Origin of the sequence: Streptomyces diastatochromogenes (assembly GCF_002242805.1) — a bacterium.
GTDB lineage: Bacteria > Actinomycetota > Actinomycetes > Streptomycetales > Streptomycetaceae > Streptomyces > Streptomyces diastatochromogenes.
The window spans coordinates 65,068-88,169 of record NZ_MCGQ01000033.1; the positions used below are offsets into that span (position 1 = coordinate 65,068).

The 23,102-nt window shown below is 72.9% G+C and carries 20 protein-coding genes and 1 pseudogene; 10 read left to right on the forward strand and 11 right to left on the reverse strand.

Annotated features, from left to right (window positions below; all coding sequences use genetic code 11):
* Window positions 1–24: 24 nt before the first annotated feature.
* Together BEK98_RS32815 and BEK98_RS32820 are read left to right on the forward strand one after the other, a co-directional pair.
* The gene (locus tag BEK98_RS32815) at window positions 25–765 is read left to right on the forward strand and encodes a beta-phosphoglucomutase family hydrolase (protein WP_094220376.1); all 741 of its coding nucleotides are present in this window, start codon (window positions 25–27) and stop codon (window positions 763–765) included.
* Complete coding sequence (locus BEK98_RS32820; RefSeq protein ID WP_094220377.1) at window positions 762–3,104, forward strand: glycoside hydrolase family 65 protein; 2,343 nt, start codon at window positions 762–764, stop codon at window positions 3,102–3,104. The genes BEK98_RS32815 and BEK98_RS32820 overlap by 4 nt, the downstream gene beginning before the upstream one ends.
* A gap of 3 nt (window positions 3,105–3,107) precedes the next feature.
* Here BEK98_RS32820 and BEK98_RS32825 read toward each other — a convergent pair whose 3' ends face one another.
* Both BEK98_RS32825 and BEK98_RS32830 read right to left on the reverse strand, forming a co-directional pair.
* Window positions 3,108–4,001 (reverse strand): M56 family metallopeptidase, encoded by an 894-nt coding sequence (locus BEK98_RS32825; protein ID WP_094220378.1) that lies wholly within the window; start codon window positions 3,999–4,001, stop codon window positions 3,108–3,110.
* Window positions 3,998–4,381, reverse strand: a complete 384-nt coding sequence (locus BEK98_RS32830) for a BlaI/MecI/CopY family transcriptional regulator (RefSeq protein ID WP_094220379.1) — start codon at window positions 4,379–4,381, stop codon at window positions 3,998–4,000. The genes BEK98_RS32825 and BEK98_RS32830 overlap by 4 nt, the downstream gene beginning before the upstream one ends.
* A gap of 167 nt (window positions 4,382–4,548) precedes the next feature.
* Between BEK98_RS32830 and BEK98_RS32835 the strand changes: the two genes are divergently transcribed.
* From BEK98_RS32835 to BEK98_RS32850, 4 genes and pseudogenes are all read left to right on the forward strand, one after another.
* On the forward strand, window positions 4,549–6,036 hold the full coding sequence (locus BEK98_RS32835; protein WP_094220423.1) for a hypothetical protein: 1,488 nt from the start codon (window positions 4,549–4,551) through the stop codon (window positions 6,034–6,036).
* Between the two features lie 34 nt (window positions 6,037–6,070).
* Entirely contained in the window at window positions 6,071–7,075 is a 1,005-nt protein-coding gene (locus BEK98_RS32840) for a lysylphosphatidylglycerol synthase transmembrane domain-containing protein (RefSeq protein ID WP_208643301.1), read from the forward strand.
* A 75-nt stretch (window positions 7,076–7,150) separates the two neighbouring features.
* The gene (prcB, locus tag BEK98_RS32845; protein ID WP_094220380.1) at window positions 7,151–8,005 is read left to right on the forward strand and encodes a proteasome subunit beta; all 855 of its coding nucleotides are present in this window, start codon (window positions 7,151–7,153) and stop codon (window positions 8,003–8,005) included.
* Between the two features lie 55 nt (window positions 8,006–8,060).
* Window positions 8,061–8,474: pseudogene (locus tag BEK98_RS32850) on the forward strand (COG4705 family protein); the annotation flags it as partial.
* A 92-nt stretch (window positions 8,475–8,566) separates the two neighbouring features.
* Here BEK98_RS32850 and BEK98_RS32855 read toward each other — a convergent pair.
* The 5 genes from BEK98_RS32855 to BEK98_RS32875 are packed head-to-tail and all read right to left on the reverse strand — an operon-like array spanning window position 8,567 to window position 12,611.
* Complete coding sequence (locus BEK98_RS32855) at window positions 8,567–9,970, reverse strand: sensor histidine kinase (RefSeq protein ID WP_094220381.1); 1,404 nt, start codon at window positions 9,968–9,970, stop codon at window positions 8,567–8,569.
* The gene (locus BEK98_RS32860; protein ID WP_094220382.1) at window positions 9,967–10,632 is read right to left on the reverse strand and encodes a response regulator transcription factor; all 666 of its coding nucleotides are present in this window, start codon (window positions 10,630–10,632) and stop codon (window positions 9,967–9,969) included. The genes BEK98_RS32855 and BEK98_RS32860 overlap by 4 nt, the downstream gene beginning before the upstream one ends.
* Complete coding sequence (locus tag BEK98_RS32865; protein ID WP_094220383.1) at window positions 10,586–11,353, reverse strand: phosphatase PAP2 family protein; 768 nt, start codon at window positions 11,351–11,353, stop codon at window positions 10,586–10,588. Before BEK98_RS32865 ends, BEK98_RS32860 begins: the two co-directional genes overlap by 47 nt.
* Entirely contained in the window at window positions 11,350–11,952 is a 603-nt protein-coding gene (locus tag BEK98_RS32870; protein WP_094220384.1) for a phosphatase PAP2 family protein, read from the reverse strand. The genes BEK98_RS32865 and BEK98_RS32870 overlap by 4 nt, the downstream gene beginning before the upstream one ends.
* Entirely contained in the window at window positions 11,949–12,611 is a 663-nt protein-coding gene (locus BEK98_RS32875; protein ID WP_094220385.1) for a DedA family protein, read from the reverse strand. The genes BEK98_RS32870 and BEK98_RS32875 overlap by 4 nt, the downstream gene beginning before the upstream one ends.
* A gap of 207 nt (window positions 12,612–12,818) precedes the next feature.
* Here BEK98_RS32875 and efeU point away from each other — a divergent pair, with 207 nt between their 5' ends.
* The 4 genes from efeU to BEK98_RS32895 all read left to right on the forward strand — a co-directional run bounded on the left by efeU (window position 12,819) and on the right by BEK98_RS32895 (window position 18,368).
* Window positions 12,819–15,110: an iron uptake transporter permease EfeU gene (gene efeU, locus BEK98_RS32880; protein ID WP_094220386.1), complete on the forward strand. Its 2,292-nt coding sequence runs from the start codon at window positions 12,819–12,821 to the stop codon at window positions 15,108–15,110.
* 38 nt (window positions 15,111–15,148) lie between these two features.
* Window positions 15,149–16,411 carry an iron uptake transporter deferrochelatase/peroxidase subunit gene (gene efeB, locus BEK98_RS32885; RefSeq protein ID WP_094220425.1) on the forward strand — a complete coding sequence of 421 codons (1,263 nt, stop codon included), beginning with the start codon at window positions 15,149–15,151 and terminating at the stop codon, window positions 16,409–16,411.
* Between the two features lie 151 nt (window positions 16,412–16,562).
* Entirely contained in the window at window positions 16,563–17,714 is a 1,152-nt protein-coding gene (gene nicT / locus BEK98_RS32890; protein WP_208643302.1) for a Nickel transporter NicT, read from the forward strand.
* Between the two features lie 114 nt (window positions 17,715–17,828).
* A complete protein-coding gene (locus BEK98_RS32895) occupies window positions 17,829–18,368 on the forward strand; it encodes a hypothetical protein (RefSeq protein WP_094220387.1) in 540 nt (179 codons plus the stop codon).
* Here BEK98_RS32895 and BEK98_RS32900 read toward each other — a convergent pair.
* The 4 genes from BEK98_RS32900 to BEK98_RS32920 form a co-directional block, all read right to left on the reverse strand.
* On the reverse strand, window positions 18,365–19,324 hold the full coding sequence (locus BEK98_RS32900) for a hypothetical protein (protein ID WP_094220388.1): 960 nt from the start codon (window positions 19,322–19,324) through the stop codon (window positions 18,365–18,367). The genes BEK98_RS32895 and BEK98_RS32900 overlap by 4 nt on opposite strands.
* Before the next feature lie 11 nt (window positions 19,325–19,335).
* Window positions 19,336–20,805 carry an APC family permease gene (locus BEK98_RS32905; protein ID WP_094220389.1) on the reverse strand — a complete coding sequence of 490 codons (1,470 nt, stop codon included), beginning with the start codon at window positions 20,803–20,805 and terminating at the stop codon, window positions 19,336–19,338.
* A 925-nt stretch (window positions 20,806–21,730) separates the two neighbouring features.
* Window positions 21,731–22,534, reverse strand: a complete 804-nt coding sequence (locus BEK98_RS32915) for a hypothetical protein (protein ID WP_094220390.1) — start codon at window positions 22,532–22,534, stop codon at window positions 21,731–21,733.
* Between the two features lie 275 nt (window positions 22,535–22,809).
* The gene (locus tag BEK98_RS32920) at window positions 22,810–23,055 is read right to left on the reverse strand and encodes a hypothetical protein (protein WP_094220391.1); all 246 of its coding nucleotides are present in this window, start codon (window positions 23,053–23,055) and stop codon (window positions 22,810–22,812) included.
* Window positions 23,056–23,102: the final 47 nt, after the last annotated feature.

Below are 23,102 nucleotides of genomic sequence, written 5' to 3' on the forward strand. Positions count from 1 at the left end.
GCTCCATGGGGAAAGGTGCTGGGTATGACTCAGCTCGGTCTGCCCGACACCATCCTGGCCTGTCTCTTCGACCTCGACGGGGTCGTCACCAAGACGGCCGTCGTGCACGCGGCCGCCTGGAAGGAGACGTTCGACGCGTTCCTGCGCGAGTACGAGGGCCCCGAGGCCCGGCCGTTCGACGAGATCGCCGACTACGACGAGTACGTCGACGGACGCCCGCGCGCCGACGGCGTCCGCTCCTTCCTCGACTCGCGCGGCATCCACCTGCCCGAGGGCACCCCCGACGACCCGCCCGACGCCCGGACCGTGCACGGCCTCGGCAACCGCAAGAACGACCTGCTGCTGGAGCGGATCCGCACCGGCGGCGTGGAGGCCTACGAGGGCACCCTGCGCTATCTGGAGGCCGTCCGCGCGCGGGGTCTGCGCACCGCGATCGTCTCCTCCAGCGCCAACTGCCGTGACGTGCTGCGGGCCGTCGGCGCCGAGCACTTCTTCGACGTCCGCATCGACGGCGTGGTCGCCGCCGAGCGGAACCTGCCCGGCAAACCGCACCCCGACACCTTCCTGGCAGCCGCCCACGAGCTGGGCGTCGAGGCGACGCGGGCCGCCGTCTTCGAGGACGCGCTGGCCGGCATGGACGCCGGCCGCGCGGGCGGCTTCGGATACGTCGTCGGCGTCGACCGGGTCGGACAGACCGACGCCCTGTACGCACACGGCGCGAGCATCGTCGTCAAGGATCTCGCCGAGCTGGGAGGCAAGCAGTGATCACCCACCGGTCGTACACGGTCGAGCCGTGGGCCGTGCGCGAGACGGACCTGAACCTCGACGTCCTCGCCCAGAGCGAGTCGGTGTTCGCGCTGTCCAACGGCCATGTCGGCTGGCGCGGCAACCTGGACGAGGGCGAACCGCACGGCCTTCCCGGCAGCTACCTCAACGGGGTGCACGAGGTCCATCCGCTGCCGTACGCGGAGGCCGGCTACGGCTATCCGGAGTCCGGGCAGACGGTCATCAACGTCACCAACGGCAAGATCCTCAGGCTCCTGGTGGACGACGAGCCGTTCGACCTGCGCTACGGCCGCCTCGTCGCCCACGAGCGCGTCCTGGACCTGCGCCGCGGCGTGCTGGAGCGGACCTGCGAGTGGACGTCCCCGGCCGGCTCCACCGTCCGGGTCCGCTCCACGCGGCTGGTGTCGCTGACCCAGCGGGCGGTGGCCGCGGTGGCCTACGAGGTGGAGGCCGTCGGCCGCCGCAGCCGGGTGGTGATCCAGTCGGAGCTGGTCGCCAACGAGCAGCTGCCCGGCTCGAACGGCGACCCGCGCGCCGCGATGGCGCTGCAGTCGACGCTGGAGCACGAGGACGAGTTCGCCTCCGGCAACCGGCTGCGGCTGGTGCACCGCACCCGGCGCAGCGGCCTCCGGGTGGCCGTCGCCGCCGACCACGTGGTCACCGGTCCCGAGCGCACCTCGACCCGCAGCGAGAGCGGCAACGACGTCGCCCGGCTCACCGTCACCTCCGTACTGGAGCCGGGCCAGACGCTGCGGGTGGAGAAGCTGGTCGCCCACGGCTGGTCCGGCACCCGCTCGCTGCCCGCGATGGCCGACCAGGTCGACGCCGCCCTCGCGGCCGCCGCCCACGACGGCTGGCAGGGACTCCTGGACGACCAGCGCACCTACCTGGACGACTTCTGGTCCCGCGCGGACGTCGAGGTGGACGGCGACGAGGAGATCCAGCAGGCCGTACGGTTCGCCCTCTTCCACGTCCTGCAGGCCGGCGCCCGCGCCGAGCAGCGGGCGATACCCGCCAAGGGCCTGACCGGCTCCGGCTACGACGGGCACGCCTTCTGGGACACCGAGATGTTCGTGCTGCCCGTCCTCACCCACACCGCCCCCGAGGCCGTCGCCGAGGCGCTGCGCTGGCGGTACAACACCCTCGACGAGGCACGCGAGCGCGCGGCCCAACTGGGGCTCGGCGGGGCCGCGTTCCCCTGGCGGACCATCCAGGGCGCAGAAGGCTCGGCGTACTGGCCGGCCGGCACCGCGGCCTTCCACGTCAACGCCGACATCGCCGACGCGGTCGTCCGCTACGTCGAGGCCACCGGCGACACCGCCTTCGAACGGGAGACGGGCGTCGAACTGCTGGTGGAGACCGCCCGCCTGTGGCGCTCGCTGGGCCACCACGACCACCGCGGGGTCTTCCACATCGACGGCGTCACCGGCCCCGACGAGTACAGCGCGGTTGCCGACGACAACACGTACACCAACCTGATGGCCCGGCAGAACCTGCTCGCCGCCGCCGACGCCGCCGAACGGCACCCGCGCGAGGCGGAACGCCTGGGCGTGGACGCGGAGGAGAGCGCGGTCTGGCGGGACGCCGCCGAGTCCGTGCACATCCCGTACAACGACGCACTCGGTGTGCACGAGCAGCACGCCGGATTCACCCGCTACCAGCGCTGGGACTTCGCGAGCACCCGCCCCGACCAGTACCCGCTGCTGCTGAACTTCCCCTACTTCGACCTCTACCGCAAGCAGGTCGTCAAGCAGGCCGACCTGGTGCTGGCCATGTACACCTGCGGGGACCGCTTCGACGACGAGCAGGTGGCCCGCAACTTCGCCTACTACGAGCCGCTGACCGTACGCGACTCGTCCCTGTCCGCCTGCTGCCAGGCCGTCGTCGCCGCCCAGGCGGGCCATCTGCGCCTCGCCTACGACTACACGGCCGAGGCGGCCCTGATGGACCTGCAGGACCTGGAGCACAACACCCGGGACGGGCTGCACATCGCCTCGCTGGCCGGGACCTGGATGGCGCTGGTCGCGGGCTTCGGCGGGCTGCGCCGCGACGGCGAGGGAATCCGCTTCGCGCCACGCCTCCCGGAGCGGCTGCGCCGCCTGGCCTTCAGCCTCCAGTTCCGCGGCCGCCGCCTCAGGGTGGAGATCGGTGCGGACAAGGCGACGTACACGCTGCTGGACGGGGAGCCGCTCACGCTCCACCACCACGGGGAGGCGCTGCGGGTGAGCACCGACGAGCCCGCCGTCCGCTCCGTACCCCCGGTCAGCCCCCGCCCGGCCCCCGAGCAGCCCCCGCACCGGGCGCCGAACGGGGGCTGAGCGTCAGTTCAGCACCCCGGACAGCAGGCCGAGCAGGTCACCCGTCGCATCGGCGGCGAGCAGGGCGGGGAGGGCGCCCAGGGCGAGGACGGCGAGCGCGGCGGGCCACAGGTGCGGGGGCGGGCTCGTCTGGAGCGCCGCGATCCGGCGGGTGACCGCGCGGTCGGTGAAGTGCAGGGTGCACGCCGGGCGGGCCCGTCCGGCGGTGAGGGCGGCACGGGCCAGGGCGCGGGCGGTGGTCCGCCGGTCCCCGACGGCGGTCGCCGCCTGCTCGTCAGCCCAGCGTTCCACGAGGAAGACCACGGCCGAACGGACCGGTGCGAGCAGCGGGTTGGCCGCCTGGGCCAGGGTGGCCGCGGTCACCAGCGGCCCGTGCCTGTGCGCCAGATGCGCGCGCTCGTGGGCGAGCAGCACCCGCCGCTCGTCCGGCGCCAGCGCGCCCAGCATCGCCGAGGTGACCAGGATCCGGCCCGGCCGGCCCGGGATCGCGAACGCCTGCGGCACGTCGGAGGCGGCGACGATCAGCTCCGTGTCCGCGGGCTGCCCCGCGCACAGCCGCCGCAGCGCCCGCCGGGTGCTCCGCTCGGCGCGCACCGCCCGGTGCACCCGCCACACGACCACGGCCAGCGCCACACCCGCGGCGACGCCGATCACCTCCGGCACCGGATCCACCAGCCGTCGCCCGTCCTCGCGGGCCTCCCGCACCACCGGCGGCGCGTCCCCGAGCAGTGCGGCCGCCAGCAGCACCAGCGTCCAGGTCGTGGCCGCGGCGGTCAGCACGGCCGCCGACGTCAGCACGCGCGCGGCGAGCGCCGGCGCCACCCGGCCGCCGATCACCGGGGCGACGACGGACAGCAGCAGCGACAGCAGCAGCGGGGTGTACACGTCGAACCTCATGCGCCGCCTCCGGCGAGCAGCTCCCGCAGCGCCCGCTCCTCCTCGGGGCTCAGGCCGGTCACGAACTGCTGGAGTGCCGCGATCGGATCCGGGCCCCGGTCCAGGGCCTCGTGCATCGCCTCGGCGGTCAGCTCCGCCGCGTTCTTCGCCGGACGGTACGCGCCGCGCCGCCCGTCGGCGTCCCGGAGCACCAACCCCTTGTCGTACAGGCGTTTGAGGATGGTGTGCACGGTGTTGTAGGCGAGCCCGCCGCCGATGTCGGCCTGGATCTCCGCCGGGGTGAGCGGCCGCTCGGTGGCCCAGAGCGTGGCCAGGACCTCGCTCTCCAGCTCCCCGGCGCTGCGCCGCTCCGCCCTGCTGCGGGACCCTGTGCCAGCCATGCCCCAACCTTACAGCGCGTAGGGCCGTGGGCCGGATGGCCCTCTTCGCCCGGCACGGGCCGCTGAGACGCGTTAGTTTGGCCGTGTTTTCCCCCGATCCCAGTCTCAGTACTACAGGCTGTAGGGTGAACGTCGACCCTACGAGCTGTAGGGGTGAAGGGGTGATCATGATCGGCAGTGTGCACGTCAGAGTCGACGCGGCCCGGCGCGAGCGTGCGCGCCGCGCGTCCGCCGGAACCGGGCGGGCCCGCGTCATCTGGCCGCTCGCCGCCGTCGCGGCCGCCTTCACCCTGGCCCAACTGCTCCTGGTCCGGCCCGGCATGGGCCTCGGCTGGGACGAGACGGTGTACGTCAGCCAGGTCAGCGGACACGCTCCCGCGGCCTTCTTCAGCGCACCCCGCGCGCGGGGCGTCTCCCTGCTGGTCGCACCCGTCGCCGCCTGGTCCTCCTCGACGGCGCTGCTACGGGTCTACCTCGCGGTCCTCTCCGGCCTCGCCCTCTTCCTGGCCCTGCGCGCCTGGCGGGGCCTGTTCCCCGTCCGCGTACTCGCCCTCGCCGGCGCCCTGTTCGCCTCCCTGTGGGTGACCCTCTTCTACGGCCCCCAGGCCATGCCCAACTACTGGGTGGCCGTCGGCGCCCTGGCCGCCGTGGCCTGCTTCCTGCGCGCTCGCACCGACCGGGCCGACCGGGCCGCGCTGTGGGGGCTGGGCGCGAGCGCGGCGCTGATGGCCTGGATGCGCCCCGTGGACGCCGTCTGGGTCACCTTGCCGCTCCTCGCCCTCGGCCTGATGCGCCGTCACTGGCGTCCCCTCCTCGTCCTCCTCACCGGGCTCGCCGCCGGGGCGCTCGAATGGGTGATCGAGGCGTACGTCAGCTACGGCGGCCTCGCCCAGCGCCTCGACGACGGCTCCGCGATCCAGGGCGGACTCGGCCTCCACTTCGCCGTCGTCGACCAACTGCGCAGCCTCGGCGGGCGGGCGCTGTGCCGGCCGTGCACCGGAGCGCTGCCCAACCCGGTGGTCACCGTCTGGTGGTTCGCGCTGCCCCTGCTCGCCGCGCTCGGCCTCACGGTCGCGGTCCGCGCCCGGCGTACGGCGACCACGCTGCTTCCGCTCGCCTGCGCGGCCACGGCCGCCGTCCCCTACCTGTTCATGATCGGCTACGCGGCGCCCCGCTTCCTGCTCCCCGCCTACGCCCTGCTGTCGATCCCGGTCGCCGTCGCACTCGTCCATCTGGTGACCGCACCCTCGCGTGTACGGCGGCCGGTGGCCGTCGCCCTGCTGGCGCTCGGGCTCGCCGCCCACCTCGCGGTGCAACTCACGGTCCTGCTGCACACCGTGGACCGCACCACCGCCGCCCACCGCGACTGGTCCCGCACCGCCGACACCCTGCACCGGCTCGGGGTCCGGTCACCCTGTCTGCTCACCGGGCACGAGGCCATCCCGGTGGCGTTCTACGCGGGCTGTTCCTCGGCGGCGACGACCGGGCACAACGCCAACAGCACGGCCCAGGCCATCACCGGCACCGCGCGCCACACCCCGGTCGCCACCCTGGTGCCCGCGGGCTCCCGGCCACCCCGGTACGCCCGCTCCTGGCCCTCCGTGCCGCTCGACGGACTGCGCCTCTACTACGCCGTACCGGAGGCCGGTTCATGACCTGGCGCCGTGGCAGACACGGGGGAGGCGGTCGATGACCCAGCACGCGGTACCGGAGGCGCCCCCGGACGCCCTCCACCCTGCCGCCGGCCCGCTCCTGACCGCTCCCGCCGACTTCGCCCTCGGCCGCCGCCGGGCCTACTGGCACACACTGGTCTGCCTCGCCGTCCTGCTGGGCGCCGCCTACGTGGCCCGGCGGCACTGGCCGACGGTGGAGACCGGGGCGCTACGGCTGGCCGTCGCCGACCAGGGGTGGCTGCTGCTCGGCGCGGTGGCGGCCGTCGGCACCTGGGCGGCCTCGGCGCTCGCCCAGCAGGGCGCGGTCGCCCAGCGGCTGCCCGGACCGCGGCTGCTCGCCGCCCAGTTCGCCGCCTGCGCCGCCAACCACCTGCTCCCCGCCGGGCTCGGCGCCGGCGCGGTGAACCTGCGCTTCCTGATGCGCTGCGGGCTGCCGGCGGGCCGCTCGGCCGGCGCCCTCGCCGTCAAGGCCACCGCCGGCGCCGTCGTCCGCCTCGCCCTGATCGCCGTGCTCGCCCCGCTCTGCCCGGGCCTGCTGCGCCTCCCGCACGTCTCCCCGGCCGCGGTCGCCGCCGTGCTCGGCGCCGCCGTCCTGCTCGTGGCGCTCCTCGCCGGTCCGCTGCGCCCGCGCTGCCGCCGCGCGCTGGCGAGCGTGCTGGCCGACATCCGTACCGTGCACGCCCACCCGGCCCGTGCCGCCGCCCTCTGGGGCGGCTCGCTGGCCTTCGCCGCCCTGCACTCCCTGGTGCTCATCGCCGTCGCCCAGGCCGTCCAACTGCCCCTGGCCCCGCTCCAGGTGGCCCTGCTGTACCTCGCCGCCAGCTGCGCGGCCGCCCTGCTGCCCACCCCGGGCGGGCTCGGCTCCCTGGACGCCGCCCTCGGCCTCGCGCTGACCGTGTCCGGCGCGCCCGCCGCGACCGCCGCCTCCGCCGTACTCGGCTACCGGCTGCTGACCGTCTGGCTGCCGCTGCTCCCGGGCCTCCTGGTGCTGGCGGTGCTCGTCCGGCGCAAGGCCCTGTGACCGGGCGGGAGTTTCCCGGACGCCCGGGCCAGGTAGGAGACGAACGGGGCCAGGCGACACCGGAGGGGGAACGGCATGACGGAGCAGTACATCGCGGGGCGGCCGGCGCAGGAGTTCTTCACGCCCGGGAGCTCGTCCTTCACCGAGTTCCTCGCCGCACACCGCCCCGCCCTGCTGCCCACCACGCCGCCGCTCCCGGACGGTGTCCGCGTCGCGCCCGGCAGCGTCCCGCACGGCACCACGGTGCTCGCCCTCACCTTCCGCGACGGCGTGCTGATCGCCGGCGACCGCCGGGCCACCATGGGCAACCTCATCGCCCAGCGCGACCTGGAGAAGGTGCACCCCGCCGACGACCACACGGCCGTCGCCTTCGCCGGAACCGTCGGGCTCGCGCTCGACATGGTGCGGCTCTACCAGGTCGAACTCACGCACTTCGAGAAGATCGAGGGCACCCCGATGTCCCTGGCCGCCAAGGCGACCCGCCTCGCGGCCATGATCCGGCAGAACCTCGCCCAGGCCATGCAGGGCCTCGCCGTCGTTCCGCTGCTCGCCGGTTATGACACCACCGCACCCGAGGGCGGCCGCGGCCGCATCTTCTCCTTCGACGCGGCCGGTGGCCTGTACGAGAAACGGCACTTCCACGCCGAGGGCTCCGGTTCCCCGTACGCCCGAGGCGCCCTGAAGAAGCTGTTCCGGCCGGACCTCAGCCGCCGCGAGGCCGCCCTGGCCGCGCTCCAGGCCCTGTGGGACGCCGCCGACGACGACTCGGCCACCGGCGGCCCCGACCTGAACCGCCGTATCTTCCCGGTGGTCTCGGCCATCACCGAGGACGGCTTCGAGCGGCTGCCCGAGGCCGAGACGGAGGAGCTGAGCCGCGAGACGGTCCGGCAGCGCAGCGGCCGCCCGGACGGACCGCACGCCCGCGCCTGAGCCCGGCCCGCGCACTCAGGATGCTTCGGGTTTCCGCTGTGCACCGTCGGGTCCCATGACATCAGAGACCTCACGGACCACGGTGGCGGAGACCGGCACCCTCGCGCCGGGCCGCCGCGTGCGCTGGAACAAGGTGCCCGAAGTCACCGTCTACTTCTGGGTGATCAAGGTGCTGTGCACGACGGTCGGTGAGACCGCCGCCGACCGGCTCAACGAGAAGGCCGGCCTCGGCCTGATCGGTGTGTCGCTGCTCATGAGCGCGCTGCTCGCACTCGTCCTCGTGGTGCAGTTCCGCACCAAGGCCTACCGCCCCGGCGTGTACTGGCTCGCCGTCGCCCTGATCAGCGTGGTCGGCACCCTGGTCAGCGACAACCTCGCCGACAACATGGGCGTGGCGCTGGAGACCACCACCACCGTCTTCGGGCTCGCGCTGGTCGTCGTCTTCGCCGCCCATCCTCGGCCTCGTCGTCTTCCTGTCGGTCACCCGCAAGGACGTCACCGAGGAGCCTGCCGTGGGGCAGTCCGTCTGACGGCGGCGTGGGGCCGGCCGCCTGACCGCGGTCATCCGGCGGGCAGCGTGACCACGAACCGGGCGCCCCGAGCGTGCCCGGGATCGTGGGACACCTCGCCTCCGGCGGAGCGGGCCAGGCGCCGTGCGAGCGGCAGCCCGAGGCCCGCTCCGGCATGTCCGTCGCCGGGATCGGCCCGCCGGCCCGGCTGGAACAACAGGTCCCGGAACGACTCGGGCACGCCCGGCCCGTCGTCCGTGACCTCCACCCGGACCCCGTCGGCCGTCCGGCGGGCGGCCAGTGTCACGGTCGTACGGGCGTGACGCACGGCGTTGGCGACGAGCGGGCTGACGATCCGCTCCAGCAGAGCGGACTGCACCCCCGCGCGCAACGCGCTCTCGTCGACGGTGACGGTGACCCGCACCGGGCCGGGGACGTCCAGGGAGGCGGCCACCTGCCGCAGGGCGGGCAGCACTTCGGCCGTGCCGGGGGCGGTGGGCACGCCTTCGCGGGCCTCGTCCAGCAGCGTGTCGCAGATGGTGCGCATCGAGCGGGCCGCGTCGGCGATGACCTCGTGGGTCGCCCGGGTCTCCGTCTCCGAGCGGGGCCGCGAGCGCCACCAGTCCAGTTCGGCGACGATCCGGCTCAGCGGAGTGCGCAGTTCGTGCGACAGCTCGCCGGTCAGCTGCCGCTCGTGCCGCAGCACCGCCCGGATCCGGTCGAGCAGCGCGTCCAACGAGGTGCCGAGCGCGGCCAGTTCGGCGGGCCGGCCCCGGCCGCCGAAGCGCTCCTCGGAGGCCACGGCGCTCCACTGGGTCGCCTGGTCCGTCATCGTGCGCACCGGCCGCAGCGCCCGGCCGACGGCCAGCCGGGTCAGTCCGTAGGTGCACGCGAGCATCACCGCGTCCAGCGCGAACGAACCCAGCAGCAGGGTCTTCGCCGAACTCCGGTACGGCGACAGGTCCAGGGCGGTGACCACGGTGGCCCTCGTCCCGTGCCCGGGCACCGGCTCGGCGCACAGGCGCAGGGGGTCGTGGCCGCCGACGGTGGCGCAACGTCGTCCGCCCGCGGCGGCGAGGGCCCCGGCGGCACGGGCGAGGGTGCCGGTGCGGGCCGCGGACGGCGGCTGTTCGAGGAGCCGGGGACCGGCGTAGATCCACACGTTCGTGTCGAGGAGACGGTCGTTGACCGTCTCCAGGACCCGCACCTTTCCGCCGCGCGTGTCCACGGTGGTGGCGACGGCCGCGGCCCGGGTGCGCAGTTCGTCGTCCGCCTCCCGCTGGAGCCGGTGACCGACCACGGTGTTGAAGACCACCGTGAGGATCACCATGAGCAGGGCGGCCGTGGTCAGCGCGACCAGCGAGAGCCGGCCCCGCAGGGTGCGCGGCGCGAGCCGGGCGGCGAGCGCGGGCAGCCATGTACGGGCAGGGAAGCCGATCCGGTCGGGGGCTTTCATACGAGCCGGTGGCCGATCCCGCGCGCGGTGCCTATGGTCAGCTCGCTGCCAGCCGCCCGCAGCTTGCGCCGCAACCGGGTCAGGTACTGGTCCAGCGTGTTCTCGCTGACCCGCGCGCCCTCCGGCCAGCCGGCCCGCACCAGTTCGCGGCGGCGCACCAGACCGCCGCCCGCCGCCGTGAGCGCCGCGAGCAGCCGGAACTCGGTCGGTGTCAGCTCGATGCGGGTGCTGCCCACGGTGGCGCTGTGCCGTACGGCGTCCAGGACGAGCCCGCCCGTGGCGGCGGGCGTCGGCGCGGGGGCGGCCCGTCTCAGGGCGGCCCGCAGCCGGGCGGCCAGCTCGGCCAGGTGGAAGGGTTTGGGCAGGTAGTCGTCGCCGCCGGCCGAGAAGCCCGAGAGCCGGTCGGCCAGCCCGTGGCGCGCGGTCAGGAAGACGACGGGGCCGAGGAAGCCGTTGGCACGCATCGCCTGGCACACGTCCCGGCCGTCCGCGTCGGGCAGCCCGACGTCCAGTACCGCGCCGGCCACGTCGGGTGCCGCGAGCCGCAGGGCGGTGGCTCCGTCGGCGGCGGCCACCGTGTCGAAGTCCTCGTCGTGCAGTCCGCGCCGCAGCACGTCACGCAGGGCGTGATCGTCCTCGACGACCAGGATCTTGGGGCGCATGCCTCTCCAACGGCGCATCGGCCGGGTCGGGGGTGGGTGGGGGGTCCGGCCGGCCGGTGCGGGTGCCGCCACCGGTGATCGGGCGCTGCGGCAGCCACCGGGCCGCCGCGCACAGCCAGAGGCCGAGCCAGCCGACGGCGAACAGCCAGCCGCCGAGCACGTCGGTGAACCAGTGCACGCCGAGGAAGACCCGGGTCAGGCCCACCCCGGCGCCCCAGCAGGCCACGGCCAGGCACAGCGGGACACGGCCGTGCGGGGCACGCAGCCACAGCGCGAGGATCACCAGACCCGCCGTCAGGGCCGCCGTGGTGGTGTGCCCCGACGGGAACGACCAGCCGGAGGCGTGGGTCTGCCAGTCGAAGGCGGGCGGGCGGGCCCGACCGACCAGCTCCATGACGCCGTAGCGCACAGCCTGGCCGGTGGCGAGGCAGGTCGCCATCAGCAGTGCGAGGACCAGCCGCTGCCGCCGACCGTGGCCCGCCAGCAGCCCGGCGAGGACGACCAGCGCGTACGGGACGACGCCGGTGCCGGTGGCGGTCAGCCCGCGGGCGACGGCGACGGCCATCTCCGGCCGGTGGCCGACGGACCAGGTCAGCAGGCCGTGGTCCAGGAACAGCGGGCCGCCGTGCCGGCCGGAGACGACCAGCGCCAGCACCCCGAACGCCGCCCAGGCGCCGAGCGCTGCGCTGCCCGCCAGTTCCGCGATGCCCTTGCGGCTCATGACATCAGCAGCGGGCGCAGCCGCGTCGCCGCCAGCCGTCCGGCCAAGCCGCGTGGCCAGCGCTGGAGCACGGTCATCACGAGGAAGGCGACCAGGCCGCCGACGAGGGCGCCCACGAGGACGTCGTGCGGATAGTGGACGCCCACCCAGACCCGGGAGGCCGCCATGGCCACCGCGAACCCGCAGGCGAGGAGACCCAGTCGGCGGGAGACGAAGAACAGGGCGACCGCCGCCGCGGCCGCTATGGCGGTGTGATTGCTGGGGAACGACCAGTCACCCGGCGCCGGACACGCCTCCAGTGTGCGGAAGGGCAGACCCCGGCAGGGCCGGTCCTCCCGGACCAGCAGCTTGAGCCCGGCGTCCGCGCCGAAGGCCACCAGCACGGCCACCGGAACGGTCAGCGCCGTCATGCCCGCCGTGGCGTCGACCCGGCGGGCCCGCCACCAGCCCACGACCATGAGCAGCGCGAACACCGCCAGGCCGTACGTCGACCACAGCGTGACGATGCCGTCCAGCCGGCCGGGGGAGTGGCGGGCGAGATCCACCACGTCCCGGTAGAGCGGCCCGTCGACCGACGAGCCCGTGAGCGCCAGGATCATCCGCGCGCCTCCTTGGCAGCCCTGCGGGAGCGCAGCACCTCGGCGGCGAGCGGGAGGAGCGACAGGACGACGATCAGCGCGATCACCGGCAGCAGGTACTTGTCGACGTTCGGGATCGAGGAGCCGAGCGCGTATCCGGCGAGGGTGAGACCGAGGCTCCACACGAGCCCGCCCGCCACCTGCCAGAGGGTGAACGTGCGGGCCGGGACGCCCAGGGCGCCCGCCATCGGGTTCAGCACCGTCCGCACCACCGGCACGAAGCGGGCCAGCACGATCGCCTTCGCGTACCCGTAGCGCTCCAGCAGCTCCTCGGCGCGCTGCGCGCCCTCGTGCAGCCGGGCCGACCGGCTGCGGGCCAGCAGGGCGCCGCCCGCCTTGCGGCCGAGCAGATACCCGCACTGCGAACCCGCGAGCGCGCCGACGGCCGCGGCGGCCAGCAGCGGCCCGAGCGAGAGGTGCACACCCCGGTCTGACGCGCCCGTGCACAGCAGCCCCGCCGTGAACAGCAGGGAGTCACCGGGCAGGAAGAAGCCGATCAGCAGGCCCGTCTCGGCGAACAGCACCACCCCGACGCCGATCACCCCGAAGGCGGCCAGCAGGGAGTGGGCGTCGAGCACGTTGACCGCGAGCTGCGACGACAGGTCTGAGGGAGTGGCCATCGCCGCACGCCCTTTCCTCGGCTGCTTCTGAAACTTCTGACTACACATTTGTAGACCGTCTACTGAACTGTAGACGACTTGAGGGGGTGCAAGCTTCCCGGGCTTTGCCTCCCTATTGCCGCTTCATGACTGACTGACTACATCTGTGTAGTCATGATGGTCCGCGAAGGTAAGGCATGCCTTCACTAAGTGGGAGGGCCGCAGGGCATGTGGGACGACGCGTTTCCGAGTTTCCTGATCGGGCTGAGGGAGGGACTCGAAGGCGGACTCATCGTCTCCATCCTCATCGCCACCCTCGTGCGGGCCGAGGCCCGCTCGCGGCTGCCGCAGGTGTGGACGGGTGTCCTGGCCGCGATCGCCGTGGCGATGAGCTTCGGCGCGGTCCTCACCTTCACCGCCGCGTCCCTGTCGGCGACCGCCCAGGAGGCGTTCGGCGGCACCCTCAGTGTGATCGCCGTCGCGTTCGTCACCGCGATGGTGTTCTGGATGCGCCGCTCGGCCCGCAGCCTCTCCGGTGAGCTGCGGGAGAAGGTCACCGGCGCGCTCGCGATGGGCTCCGGGATGCTGGTCCTCACCTCCTTCCTCGCGGTCGGCCGCGAGGGCCTGGAGACGGCCCTGTTCCTGTGGACCACCGCCCGGGCGGCCGGCGAGTCGGCCGGCCCGCTGACCGGCGCCGCTATCGGCCTGGTCCTCGCGGGCGGCCTGTGCTGGGGCCTGTACCGCCGGGTCCTGAAGATCAACCTGACGAGGTTCTTCACCGCCACCGGCGCGGTCCTCATCGTCATCGCGGCCGGAGTCCTCGGCTACGGCCTGCGCGACCTCCAGGAGGGCGGGGTGCTGCCGGGCGGCACCGCCTACGCGGTCGACCTGACCGGCAGCGTCGACGCCGGTTCCTGGTACAGCACGCTGGTCCAGGGCGTGTTCAACCTGACTCCGGCCATGAGCTGGCTGCAGGTCGTGGCCTACGCCGCCTACCTCGTCGTGGTGATGACCCTGTTCGTCCGCGGGGTCCGCGCCACAGCGCCCGCTGCCCCGGCGGCCAAGCCCGCCGCGACCGCTGGCGTGTCCGATGCGGAGACCGCTGAGCCGGCGGTGTCGGCCTCCGAGCCTGCAGCGATGACCGCCGAGCCGGCCGTGAGCGGGGTGGATTCCGCTGTCACGGCGGCTGAGTCGGCGACGACCGGCGAGTCGGACACGGTCGAGCCGGTGCCCGTCAGCCCTGCCCTGGTGGCCGCGTCCGCCGCTGCCGAGGCAGGGCCGGACGCGTCCGCCGCCCCTGCCCAGCCCGTCGTCGACGTGTCGGCGGCCGGTCGGGAATCCGACGCGGCCCCGGTGGTGCGGCGTCGACCTGGCTGGGTCATTCCTGTTGCCGTCGTCGCGGTGCCCGCGGTCCTGGCGGGCCTCGTCGTCGCCCTCGCCCGCCCCAAGCCCGCCGGCGACCAGACCGTCGCCGTCTCCGAGACCGAGTGCGGCAAGGGCTTCACCGCCCCCGAGCCCGGCCGGCAGACCTTCCAGATGCACAACACCGGCGGCAAGACCTCCGAGGTGTACCTGATCGACCCGTCGACCGGCGCGGTCTACGGCGAGATCGAAGGCCTGGCCCCCGGTACCACCCGCGACCTGGTCGCCACGGTCGCCGGCGGCACCTACGCCTGGCGCTGCGTCCCCACCGACGGCAAGGCCGTCACGTCCAAGGCGGTACGGGTCAGCGGCGGCGGAGCGGCCAAGCCGGTCGTCCCCGTCTCCGAACAGGACCTCGCCGCACCCCTGAAGGCGTACAAGACGTACGTCGAACAGGGCCTGGCCACGCTCGTCACCCAGACCCGCGCCCTCGACGACGACATCGAGGGCGGCCACCTCGACCGGGCCCGCACCGACTGGCTGACCGCCCACCGCACCTACGCCTCCCTCGGCGCCGCCTACGGCACCTTCGAGGACTTCGACCAGACGATCGACGGGCGGCCCGACGGACTGCCGAACGGCGTCCAGGACAAGGACTTCACGGGCTTCCTGCGCCTGGAGCGCGGCCTGTGGCACGGGGAGTCGGCCAAGGACCTGCGCGCGCCCGCCGGGCAGCTCGCCGACGCGGCCGCGGGGCTGCGGAAGGCCTTCCCGGCCCAGGACTTCGACCCCGGCGACCTGCCGCTGCGCGCCCACGAGATCCTGGAGAACACCCTCCAGTTCGAGCTGACCGGCGACACGGACCAGGGCAGCGGCACGAACCTCGCCACCGCCGACGCCAACCTCGCCGGCACCCGCGAGCTGCTCACCGTCCTGCAGCCGCTGCTGACCGGCCGCGCACCCAAGCTGCTCCCGACGGTCGACGCGGACATCGCCCGGCTCCAGAAGCTCCTGGACGCGGCCCACGACGGCACCCACTGGACCCCCGTCGACCAGCTCGCCGCGACCGACCGGCAGCGCCTCAACGGGGCCACCGGCCAGCTGCTGGAAGACCTCGCCCCGGTACCGGACCTCCTCGAGATCCGGAAGTCCGCCTGATGACCACCGAGCACCCGCACCCCGAAGGGAACCCCCCGATGTCCTCTGCCGACACCCCCGCCTGCCCGGCCCGCCGTTCCTTCGTGCGGACCGCGCTGGGTGCCGGAGCTGCCGGCGCGGTCCTGGCCGGCGGCGGCTTCGCGCTCGCCGAGAGCGGCGGCACGGCCCAGGCGCAGGACACGGGCGCGGACAGCGGCGCGAAGGTCCCCTTCCACGGCGTCCACCAGGCCGGGATCCTCACCCCGGCGCCGGCCGCGGCCACCTTCGTCTCCTTCGACGTCATCGCCGACGACCGCAAGGGTCTCGCCGACCTGCTGCGCACCCTCACCGAGCGGGCCCGTTTCCTCACCTCCGGCGGCGCCCCCGCCGACCTCGGTGTCGGCGCGCCGCCCTCCGACAACGGCATCCTCGGCCCCGAGGTCCCCTCGGACGCCCTGACCGTCACGGTCGGCGTCGGCGCCTCCCTCTTCGACGACCGCTACGGCCTCGCCAAGGCCAGGCCCGCCCGGCTGACCCCGATGCGGACCTTCCCGAACGACAACCTGAACGCGGCCGAGTGCCACGGCGACCTCTCCCTCCAGCTGTGCGCGAACAGCCAGGACACCGTGCTGCACGCCCTGCGCGACATCGCCCGGCACACCCGCGGCGCCCTGCAGATCAAGTGGCGCATCGACGGCTTCCAGAACGCCCCGCGCCCCACCGGCGCCCAGCGCAACCTGCTCGGCTTCAAGGACGGCATCGCCAACCCGGACGTCACCTCCGCCCGCGAGACCGACCGGCTGATCTGGGTCGGCGACGGGCAGGGCGAGCCGGACTGGGCCAGGGGTGGCAGCTACCAGGTGATCCGGATCATCCGGATGCTGGTGGAGTTCTGGGACCGGGTCTCGCTGACCGAGCAGGAGAAGATGTTCGGCCGCCGCAAGGACACCGGCGCCCCGCTCGACGGCGCCAAGGAGACCGACATCCCCGACTACACCAAGGACCCGCACGGCACCGCGATCCCCCTCGACGCCCACATCCGCCTCGCCAACCCGCGCCAGGCGCGCACCGACAGCTCCCGCATCCTGCGCCGGGGCTACAACTACGACCGGGGCGTGGACAAGGTCGGCAACCTGGACATGGGCCTGGCCTTCTGCTGCTACCAGCAGGACGTCAAGCGCCAGTTCGAGGCCGTACAGACCCGGCTGATCGACGAGCCCCTGGTCGACTACATCTCCCCGACGGGCGGCGGCTACTTCTTCGCCCTGCCCGGCGTGCGCGACGCGCGGGACTGGCTCGGCCGGGGCCTGCTCTCCGCCTGACCCGCACCGCCCGCTGGACCGCGGCCTTTCCCTCCCCATGGGGAAGGTCTGCCGCGGCCTTTACTGCACATGAGTTGCAAGTACGGGAGGATGGCACAAGGCTGTGCAGCGCAGCCGTACTCGTGCCACCAGCAAAGGAAACACCCTCCCGATGACGGCCGCCCCTGGTTCCGCTCCGTCCCTCCCCGCCCAGGGCGACGCCCCGCGTTCGGCCTGGCACCGCGTCCGCGGCTCCATGACGCGGCAGGAGTGGACCAGGGTCGGCGGGATGGCCGCCTTCGTCCTCGCGCTGCACGTGATCGGCTGGGGCACGCTGGTCGGGATCGTCGCCCCGGAGCATTACAGCGTCGGTGCCGACACTTTCGGCATCGGCATCGGCGTGACCGCCTACACGCTCGGCATGCGGCACGCTTTCGACGCCGACCACATCGCGGCGATCGACAACACCACCCGCAAGCTGATGGGGGAGGGACAGCGGCCGCTGTCGGTCGGCTTCTGGTTCTCGCTCGGCCACTCCAGCATCGTCTTCGGCCTGACCCTGCTGCTCTCCCTCGGCATGAAGGCCCTGGCCGGACCCGTCCGCGACGACAACTCCCGGCTGCACCAGGTCACCGGCCTGATCGGTACGACGGTCTCCGGCACCTTCCTCTACCTCATCGCCGGGATCAACCTCGTCATCCTGGCCGGCATCTGGAAGGTCTTCCGGCAGATGCGCTCCGGCCGCTTCGACGAGGCCGCCCTGGAAGTGCAGCTGAACAACCGCGGCTTCATGAACCGCCTCCTCGGCCGGGTCACGGGGTCGATCACCAAGCCGTGGCAGATGTACCCGCTGGGCCTGCTGTTCGGCCTCGGCTTCGACACCGCGACGGAGATCGCCCTACTGGTCCTCGCCGGTTCGGGCGCTGCCTCCGGCCTGCCCTGGTACGCCATCCTGTGCCTGCCCGTGCTGTTCGCGGCGGGCATGTCCCTGCTGGACACCATCGACGGCTCGTTCATGAACTTCGCCTACGGCTGGGCGTTCTCCAAGCCGGTCCGCAAGGTCTACTACAACCTCACCATCACCGGCCTGTCCGTCGCCGTCGCCCTCATCATCGGCACCGTCGAACTCCTCGGCCTGCTCGCCGACGAGCTGGACCTGCACGGCGCGTTCTGGGACTGGGTCTCCGGCCTCGACCTCAACACGGTCGGCTTCGTCATCGTCGGCCTGTTCTTCGCCACCTGGGCCATCGCCCTGCTGGTGTGGAAGGCGGGCCGCATCGAGGAGAAGTGGACGGCGGGCCTGGCGGAGGGGTCCGCGGACTAGCGCCCCGTCAAGATCGCATCAAATCCCCACGTCACCTGTGGTGCACGGCCCCCGCGCGGCGGCACACTGCGCTGCCGGCGAGTTCCGTTGCCGGCGCTTCGGGAGGGACCAGGGATGTACACACTCGCATCGCAGCAGATGTCGGCGCCGGACTCGGCTCTGTTCGACCTGACCTGGGGGCTGGGCGCCACGGCGATGGGCTGGGTGGCACTGATCAATCCGCGCGGCATCCTCGAGTGGATCGCGCTGCGGCGGGGCAACGGCGGGAAGGTGTGGCCAGGCCGCCTGGCCGGTGGCGTGTTCGCGGTGGTGGGCCCGGTGATGGCGATCAAGGGGATCCGCCATCTGCTGGCGTTGAAGGGGTCGGAGCGCCCCACGGTGTTCCACCGGACACTCGGCTTCTCCCCGGTCCTCGGCGGCGTCGTGATCATGGCCGTGGTGCTCGCCGCCGTTCATGCCTGGCGCACCAACACCTTCCTCCAGGAGGCCTGGACGGCCGGCGGCCTGCCCCGCGCCTGCGCCGTCCTGGCCACCCTGGCGGCCCTGTCGTTCGTCACCTTCACCGTCTTCGGCTACATGGCGGCAGGCATGCTCTGCTGTGCCCTGACCGGAGCGGCCGCAGCCGGACTCGTCCTGCTCCGGAACCGTGTCTAGGCCCGCAGCCCCAACTCCTTCCGCCACTTCGTCAGTTGCTGGACCGGATCACCCGTGTACGACCACGGGGTGCGGGTGGCGCGCCGGCCGAGCAGGCGCAGCAGGGACCCGGCGACGTCCGCCGTGCCGGCCAGACAGGCCGCGTGCGCCAGGTGGTTGAGGTCCCGCAGCTCGGTCGGGGCCGGATTGCTGTCCGGACGGCCCCGCACCCAGCGCTCCCAGGTGCGCCGTACGTCGTTGACCGCACCGTCGTGGTCCCAGTGCTGGCCGAGGCTGACCGAGCCCCGCTGGCCGTGGGCTCCGTCGAGGACGTAGCGGTACTCCTCGACCCGGGCGTACTGGACCAGCACCGGCAGCGGGCAGCCCGGCGGTGCCACTCCGGCCGCGTCCCGGGCGAAGTCGTACATGAGGCCGTGCGTGCCGTGCCAGCGGGCCGAGTAGTAGTGCAGGACCTGCAGGTGGCCCTCCACGCTGTACGGGTCCCGCCGGTGCAACTCGTCCCACCAGCGGGCCAGTTCCTGCCGCCGTACCCCCGTCGGATACAGCCGTGCGACGGAGATCAGCGACACCCACGGTGTCGGGTCCTCGGGGCAGGCCTCGGCGGCGCGCAGAGAGGCCAGGACCGCGGTGTCGATGCGGTCCCGGTCGATCGGCACACCCCGCCCGGCCGAGATGGCCAGGTGGAACGCCCGGGCCGTCTCCGTCGCCGCGCGCAGCACCTGGGCGTCCGCGTTGCCGGGCTCGGCGGCCAGCCACGACTCCACCGTCGAACTGCCCGCGCAGGCCTGCGCCAGCTGCCGTACCCGGTGGCCGCGCAGCGTCCAGTCGTCGCCGGTGACCCACAGCAGGTCCCTGAGGCCCTGCCAGCGGCCGATGACGATGTCCTGCCGGGCGGAGGTGAGCGGCGCGTCCCCGCAGTCGGGGTCGAAATCGGGCGTGAAACGGTCTCGCGCCATCGGGATCTCCCTCAGAAGTCGGTGGGGAGACCCTCGTGCAGCCGGGACGGCACACCGGCGCCGTCGGGAACGTACTCCGTCTCCACGGTGCGGGTCGCGTCCAGCTTCGCGGGCCGGTAGTAGTCGCTGCCCTGTCGCCAGTACCAGAGCATCGGGACGAGCCCGACGGCGAGTCCGCCGATGCCGATCGCGATCGCGGCGCCGCTCAGCTCGCCCAGCGACTCGACGAAGATCCAGAACATGAACACCGCGCCGAACAGCGGCCACAGTCCGCCGAGGAGGAAGTTGGCCGGCGACTTCAGCAGCATCTTGCGGTAGGCGACGACCACCGCGAGGCCGGCGAGGCCGTAGTAGACGGCGATCTGCAGGCCGATCGCCGAGATCGCGTCGGAGAGGATCTCGCCCACCGAGCCGAGCGCGTTGGAGGCGATGAACATCGCCAGCGCCACCCCGCCGACCACCACGATCGCCACCCACGGCGTGTTCCAGGTGCGGTGCACCCGGCCCAGCGCGGACGGCATCGTACGGTCCCGGCCCATCGCGAACAGCGAGCGCGTGACCTGGATGAGCGTGGTCTCCAGCGTGGCGATGGTGGACAGCATCACGGACACGATGAGCAGCTTGCCGCCCCAGCCCGGCCAGATCTCCTCGCCCAGCACCGCGAGCACGTTGGCGTCGTTCTCCTGGATCTGCTTCGAGCTCAGGATGACGTTCACCGCGATGGTGAACACCTCGAACAGCAGGAATACGATGCCGACCCCGATCAGGCCCGCGAGTCCCGTCGTACGACGGCTGTTGCGGGTCTCCTCGCTGAGGTTGCTGGTGACGTCCCAGCCCCAGTAGTAGAACGCGGCGAGCAGCGCGCCGGACGCGAACCCGCCCATGCCGTCGAAGTGGGAGAAGCCCAGCCACGACCAGTCGAAGGCACGGGCGTTGTGCGTGTGGAAGACGGCGAGCACCGCGAACAGCGCCAGAATGCCCAGCTCCACACCGGACATGACCAGCTGGGCGCGGACGGTGAGCCGGGCCCCGCCGAGCACCACGCCCAGCATGACGAGGAACCACAGCGCGCCGACCACCGTGGACAGCGCGGTGTTGTCAGCGAGCTTCTCGTCGAAGAGGGCCAGCGTCATCGAACCGGCGGGCAGTGAACCGGCCACCATGAAGATGGTCGCCGAGATGACCAGCGCCCAGCCGCTGATGAAGCCCAGGAACGGGTGGAGCGTACGGCCCACCCAGGAGTAGCTGGCGCCCGCGTTGACGTCGATCCGGCTGAGGTAGCTGAACGCCAGGGCGATGCCCAGCATGGGTATCGCGCAGTACAGCAGGGCGGCCGGGCTGGCCAGTCCCACCGCGCCGACGAGGACGGCGGTGGTCGCGGCGAGCGAGTACGCCGGCGCGCTGCCGGCCACCGCCATCACCACGGTGTCGAACGTGCCGAGGACATTGGCCTGCAGCCCTCTGCCCCTGTTGTTGCTCATGGTCGTGCCGCTTTCCGGTCGTGCACGGCGCACGGGCGCCTGGCCCGACGCGTACGGGTGGGGGGTGTGGACCCGCCTCGGGACCCGAAAGGGGATGGCCTCGGGTCAGGAGCCGGTCAGGAAGAACGGGGGTGGGTGGACACACCGTGCTGCCGAGCGTCGGCGGACGGTCACCGTGTGTGGGTGCGATGATAGCGGCACTCATTGACCTTTCAAGATGACCAACCGGTAATGTGCGCTGACCTGTTCGGATACCGTTCAGTCGGACAGGTGCTCGATCTGGCGCGGCCGGTCGCCGCAGCCGCTTCGGCGCGTCCGGGGCGGCCGCCTTGTACGACTCCGCCGGCGTCGGGTAGTTGAGCTTCGGCACGCTGTGCGAGTCGCGATGATCTGGCCCCGGGCCTGCTCCCGGTCGCGGGCGACGCCCCCCTCGAACGGCAGGCGGTCCTCGATGAGTTGGTCCTCGGTGCGGCCGACGAGGCTGATCTCCGGGATGGTGCAGATCCTGATCGGCTGGGGGTGGCCCCGCCGCACCCCGGAGGACGACCTCCTCGGGGCATGCACCGTAAGCAGGCCGCCGGGCTCGTTCTCGACGAGGCCGGCGGCGTGGGGGACAGCCGAGAGGGTGGCGTAATCGTCCGCGAAGCTTGTCGCACGCACGCGTGGGACAGCGTCCGGCTGAGTGCGGGACGGGCGGTCGGCGCAGCAGGTCCTGTGACGGACGCACACCGCAGAGCCGTACGGCCGCGCTCCGCCGGTACGAGGACGAGCTGCGGCAGCCGGGCCGGGTCGGGGCGGCCGCAAAGCCTGGCAGCGGTGGCGTGCACGCAGCGCGATCCGGCTCACCCGGTGGCGGTCGCCTGCGAACGGGCTCCCTTCCGCAGCGGACAGCGCGCACCGAGCCCGTTCGGCCTCCTCCGCCGACTCACCACTTGTTGTCCCGATCGTTGTCCCGGCCGCGACGCTGGTCGATCACCGAAAAGCTGGCCAAGGTGCCGGTGGGCGTCACGCCGAAGGCGTCGTCATGGGGCCCGACCGTGGCGAGGGGAGCGCCGCTGTCGCAGACGGGTCCGTCGAACACGTCGACGGCACGGCGGCTGTTGTTGCGGATGTTCAGGGACGTGGCGTTCACGAGGACCACGGAGATGCAGTCGCCCGGGTTGCTGCTGTACGTCCGCTCGTTGATCTGGATCCGCCCTTCCTCCTCCTCGTGCTCGTGGTCCCTTTCGTGCACGTTGTTGCGGCCTGGGACACCTACATTGCCGGAAATCCCCCCGATGCCGATGACGCCCTCGTTGCCCTTTCCGGCACCGGTACCGGAGATGCCGCCGATGCCGCCGATGCCGGTGCCGGAGATGCCACCGACGCCGCCGATGCCGCCGATGCCCGTGCCGGAGATGCCGCCGGTGCCGGAGCCGGAGATGCCGCCGGTGCCGGAGCCGCCACCGGCGCCGGTACCAGTGCCGCCTCCGGCGCCGGTGCCAGGGCTGCCGCCGGCGCCGGTGTCTGGGTCGGTGCCGGCGTCGATGCCGGCGTCGGTGCCGGTGCCGGTGCCGTGGAAAGAGTCGCTGGGGGCATCCGGCTGCTGGGCGGCCGGTGCCTCGACGGTCGGTGCGTGGGCTGCCGGCGCGTGGGCCGCTGGCCTGGAAGAGGCCGAGGCATAGGTGATGCCGCCCGCGGCCAGGGCCACGGCGGCCGCGGTGACAGCGGTGGACCGGGTCTTGCGCATGCAACGTCTCCCGTCTGAGAGGGGTCGGCCGGGGCAGTCGGCACGGGGCTGAACGCACTCACTATCTCCATGGCCGCCCTGTCGCACATATCGGAAGAATGCGCCCAAGGGGCCGAACGAGGGACCAGAACACACCCGCCCGCCCAGTTGCATGCAGATCAAACTCCCTGAAAAGAAGGGGAGTTACACCAAAGTCGATCCGGATAATGATTATCTGATTAATCGTCGCCCATTCGGTGGCAGACGACTACGCAAGGAGCTGAGCTGCCGTTGCCCTACCAGCCCATGTCCTTGGCCACCTCCTCCTGAGCTGCGGCGATCTCTTCCTCGGTGGACTCGATGACGTCTTCCTCTTCCAAGCGCGCCAGCAAGTCTGCGAGAGCCTGCTTCTGAGCCGGGTGTGTGATCGGCACGGTGTTCAGGTCGGTGGTCATCAGCCAGTCGAACAGCACGATGGCGTCGGAGCGCCACAGGCGGAGATCGACGGTCGGCGTGGAACCCCATGGGAACCCTGCTTCCATGGGGGCATCATGCCAGGTCAGGCCACGTGCAGACCGGCTTGTCGCCG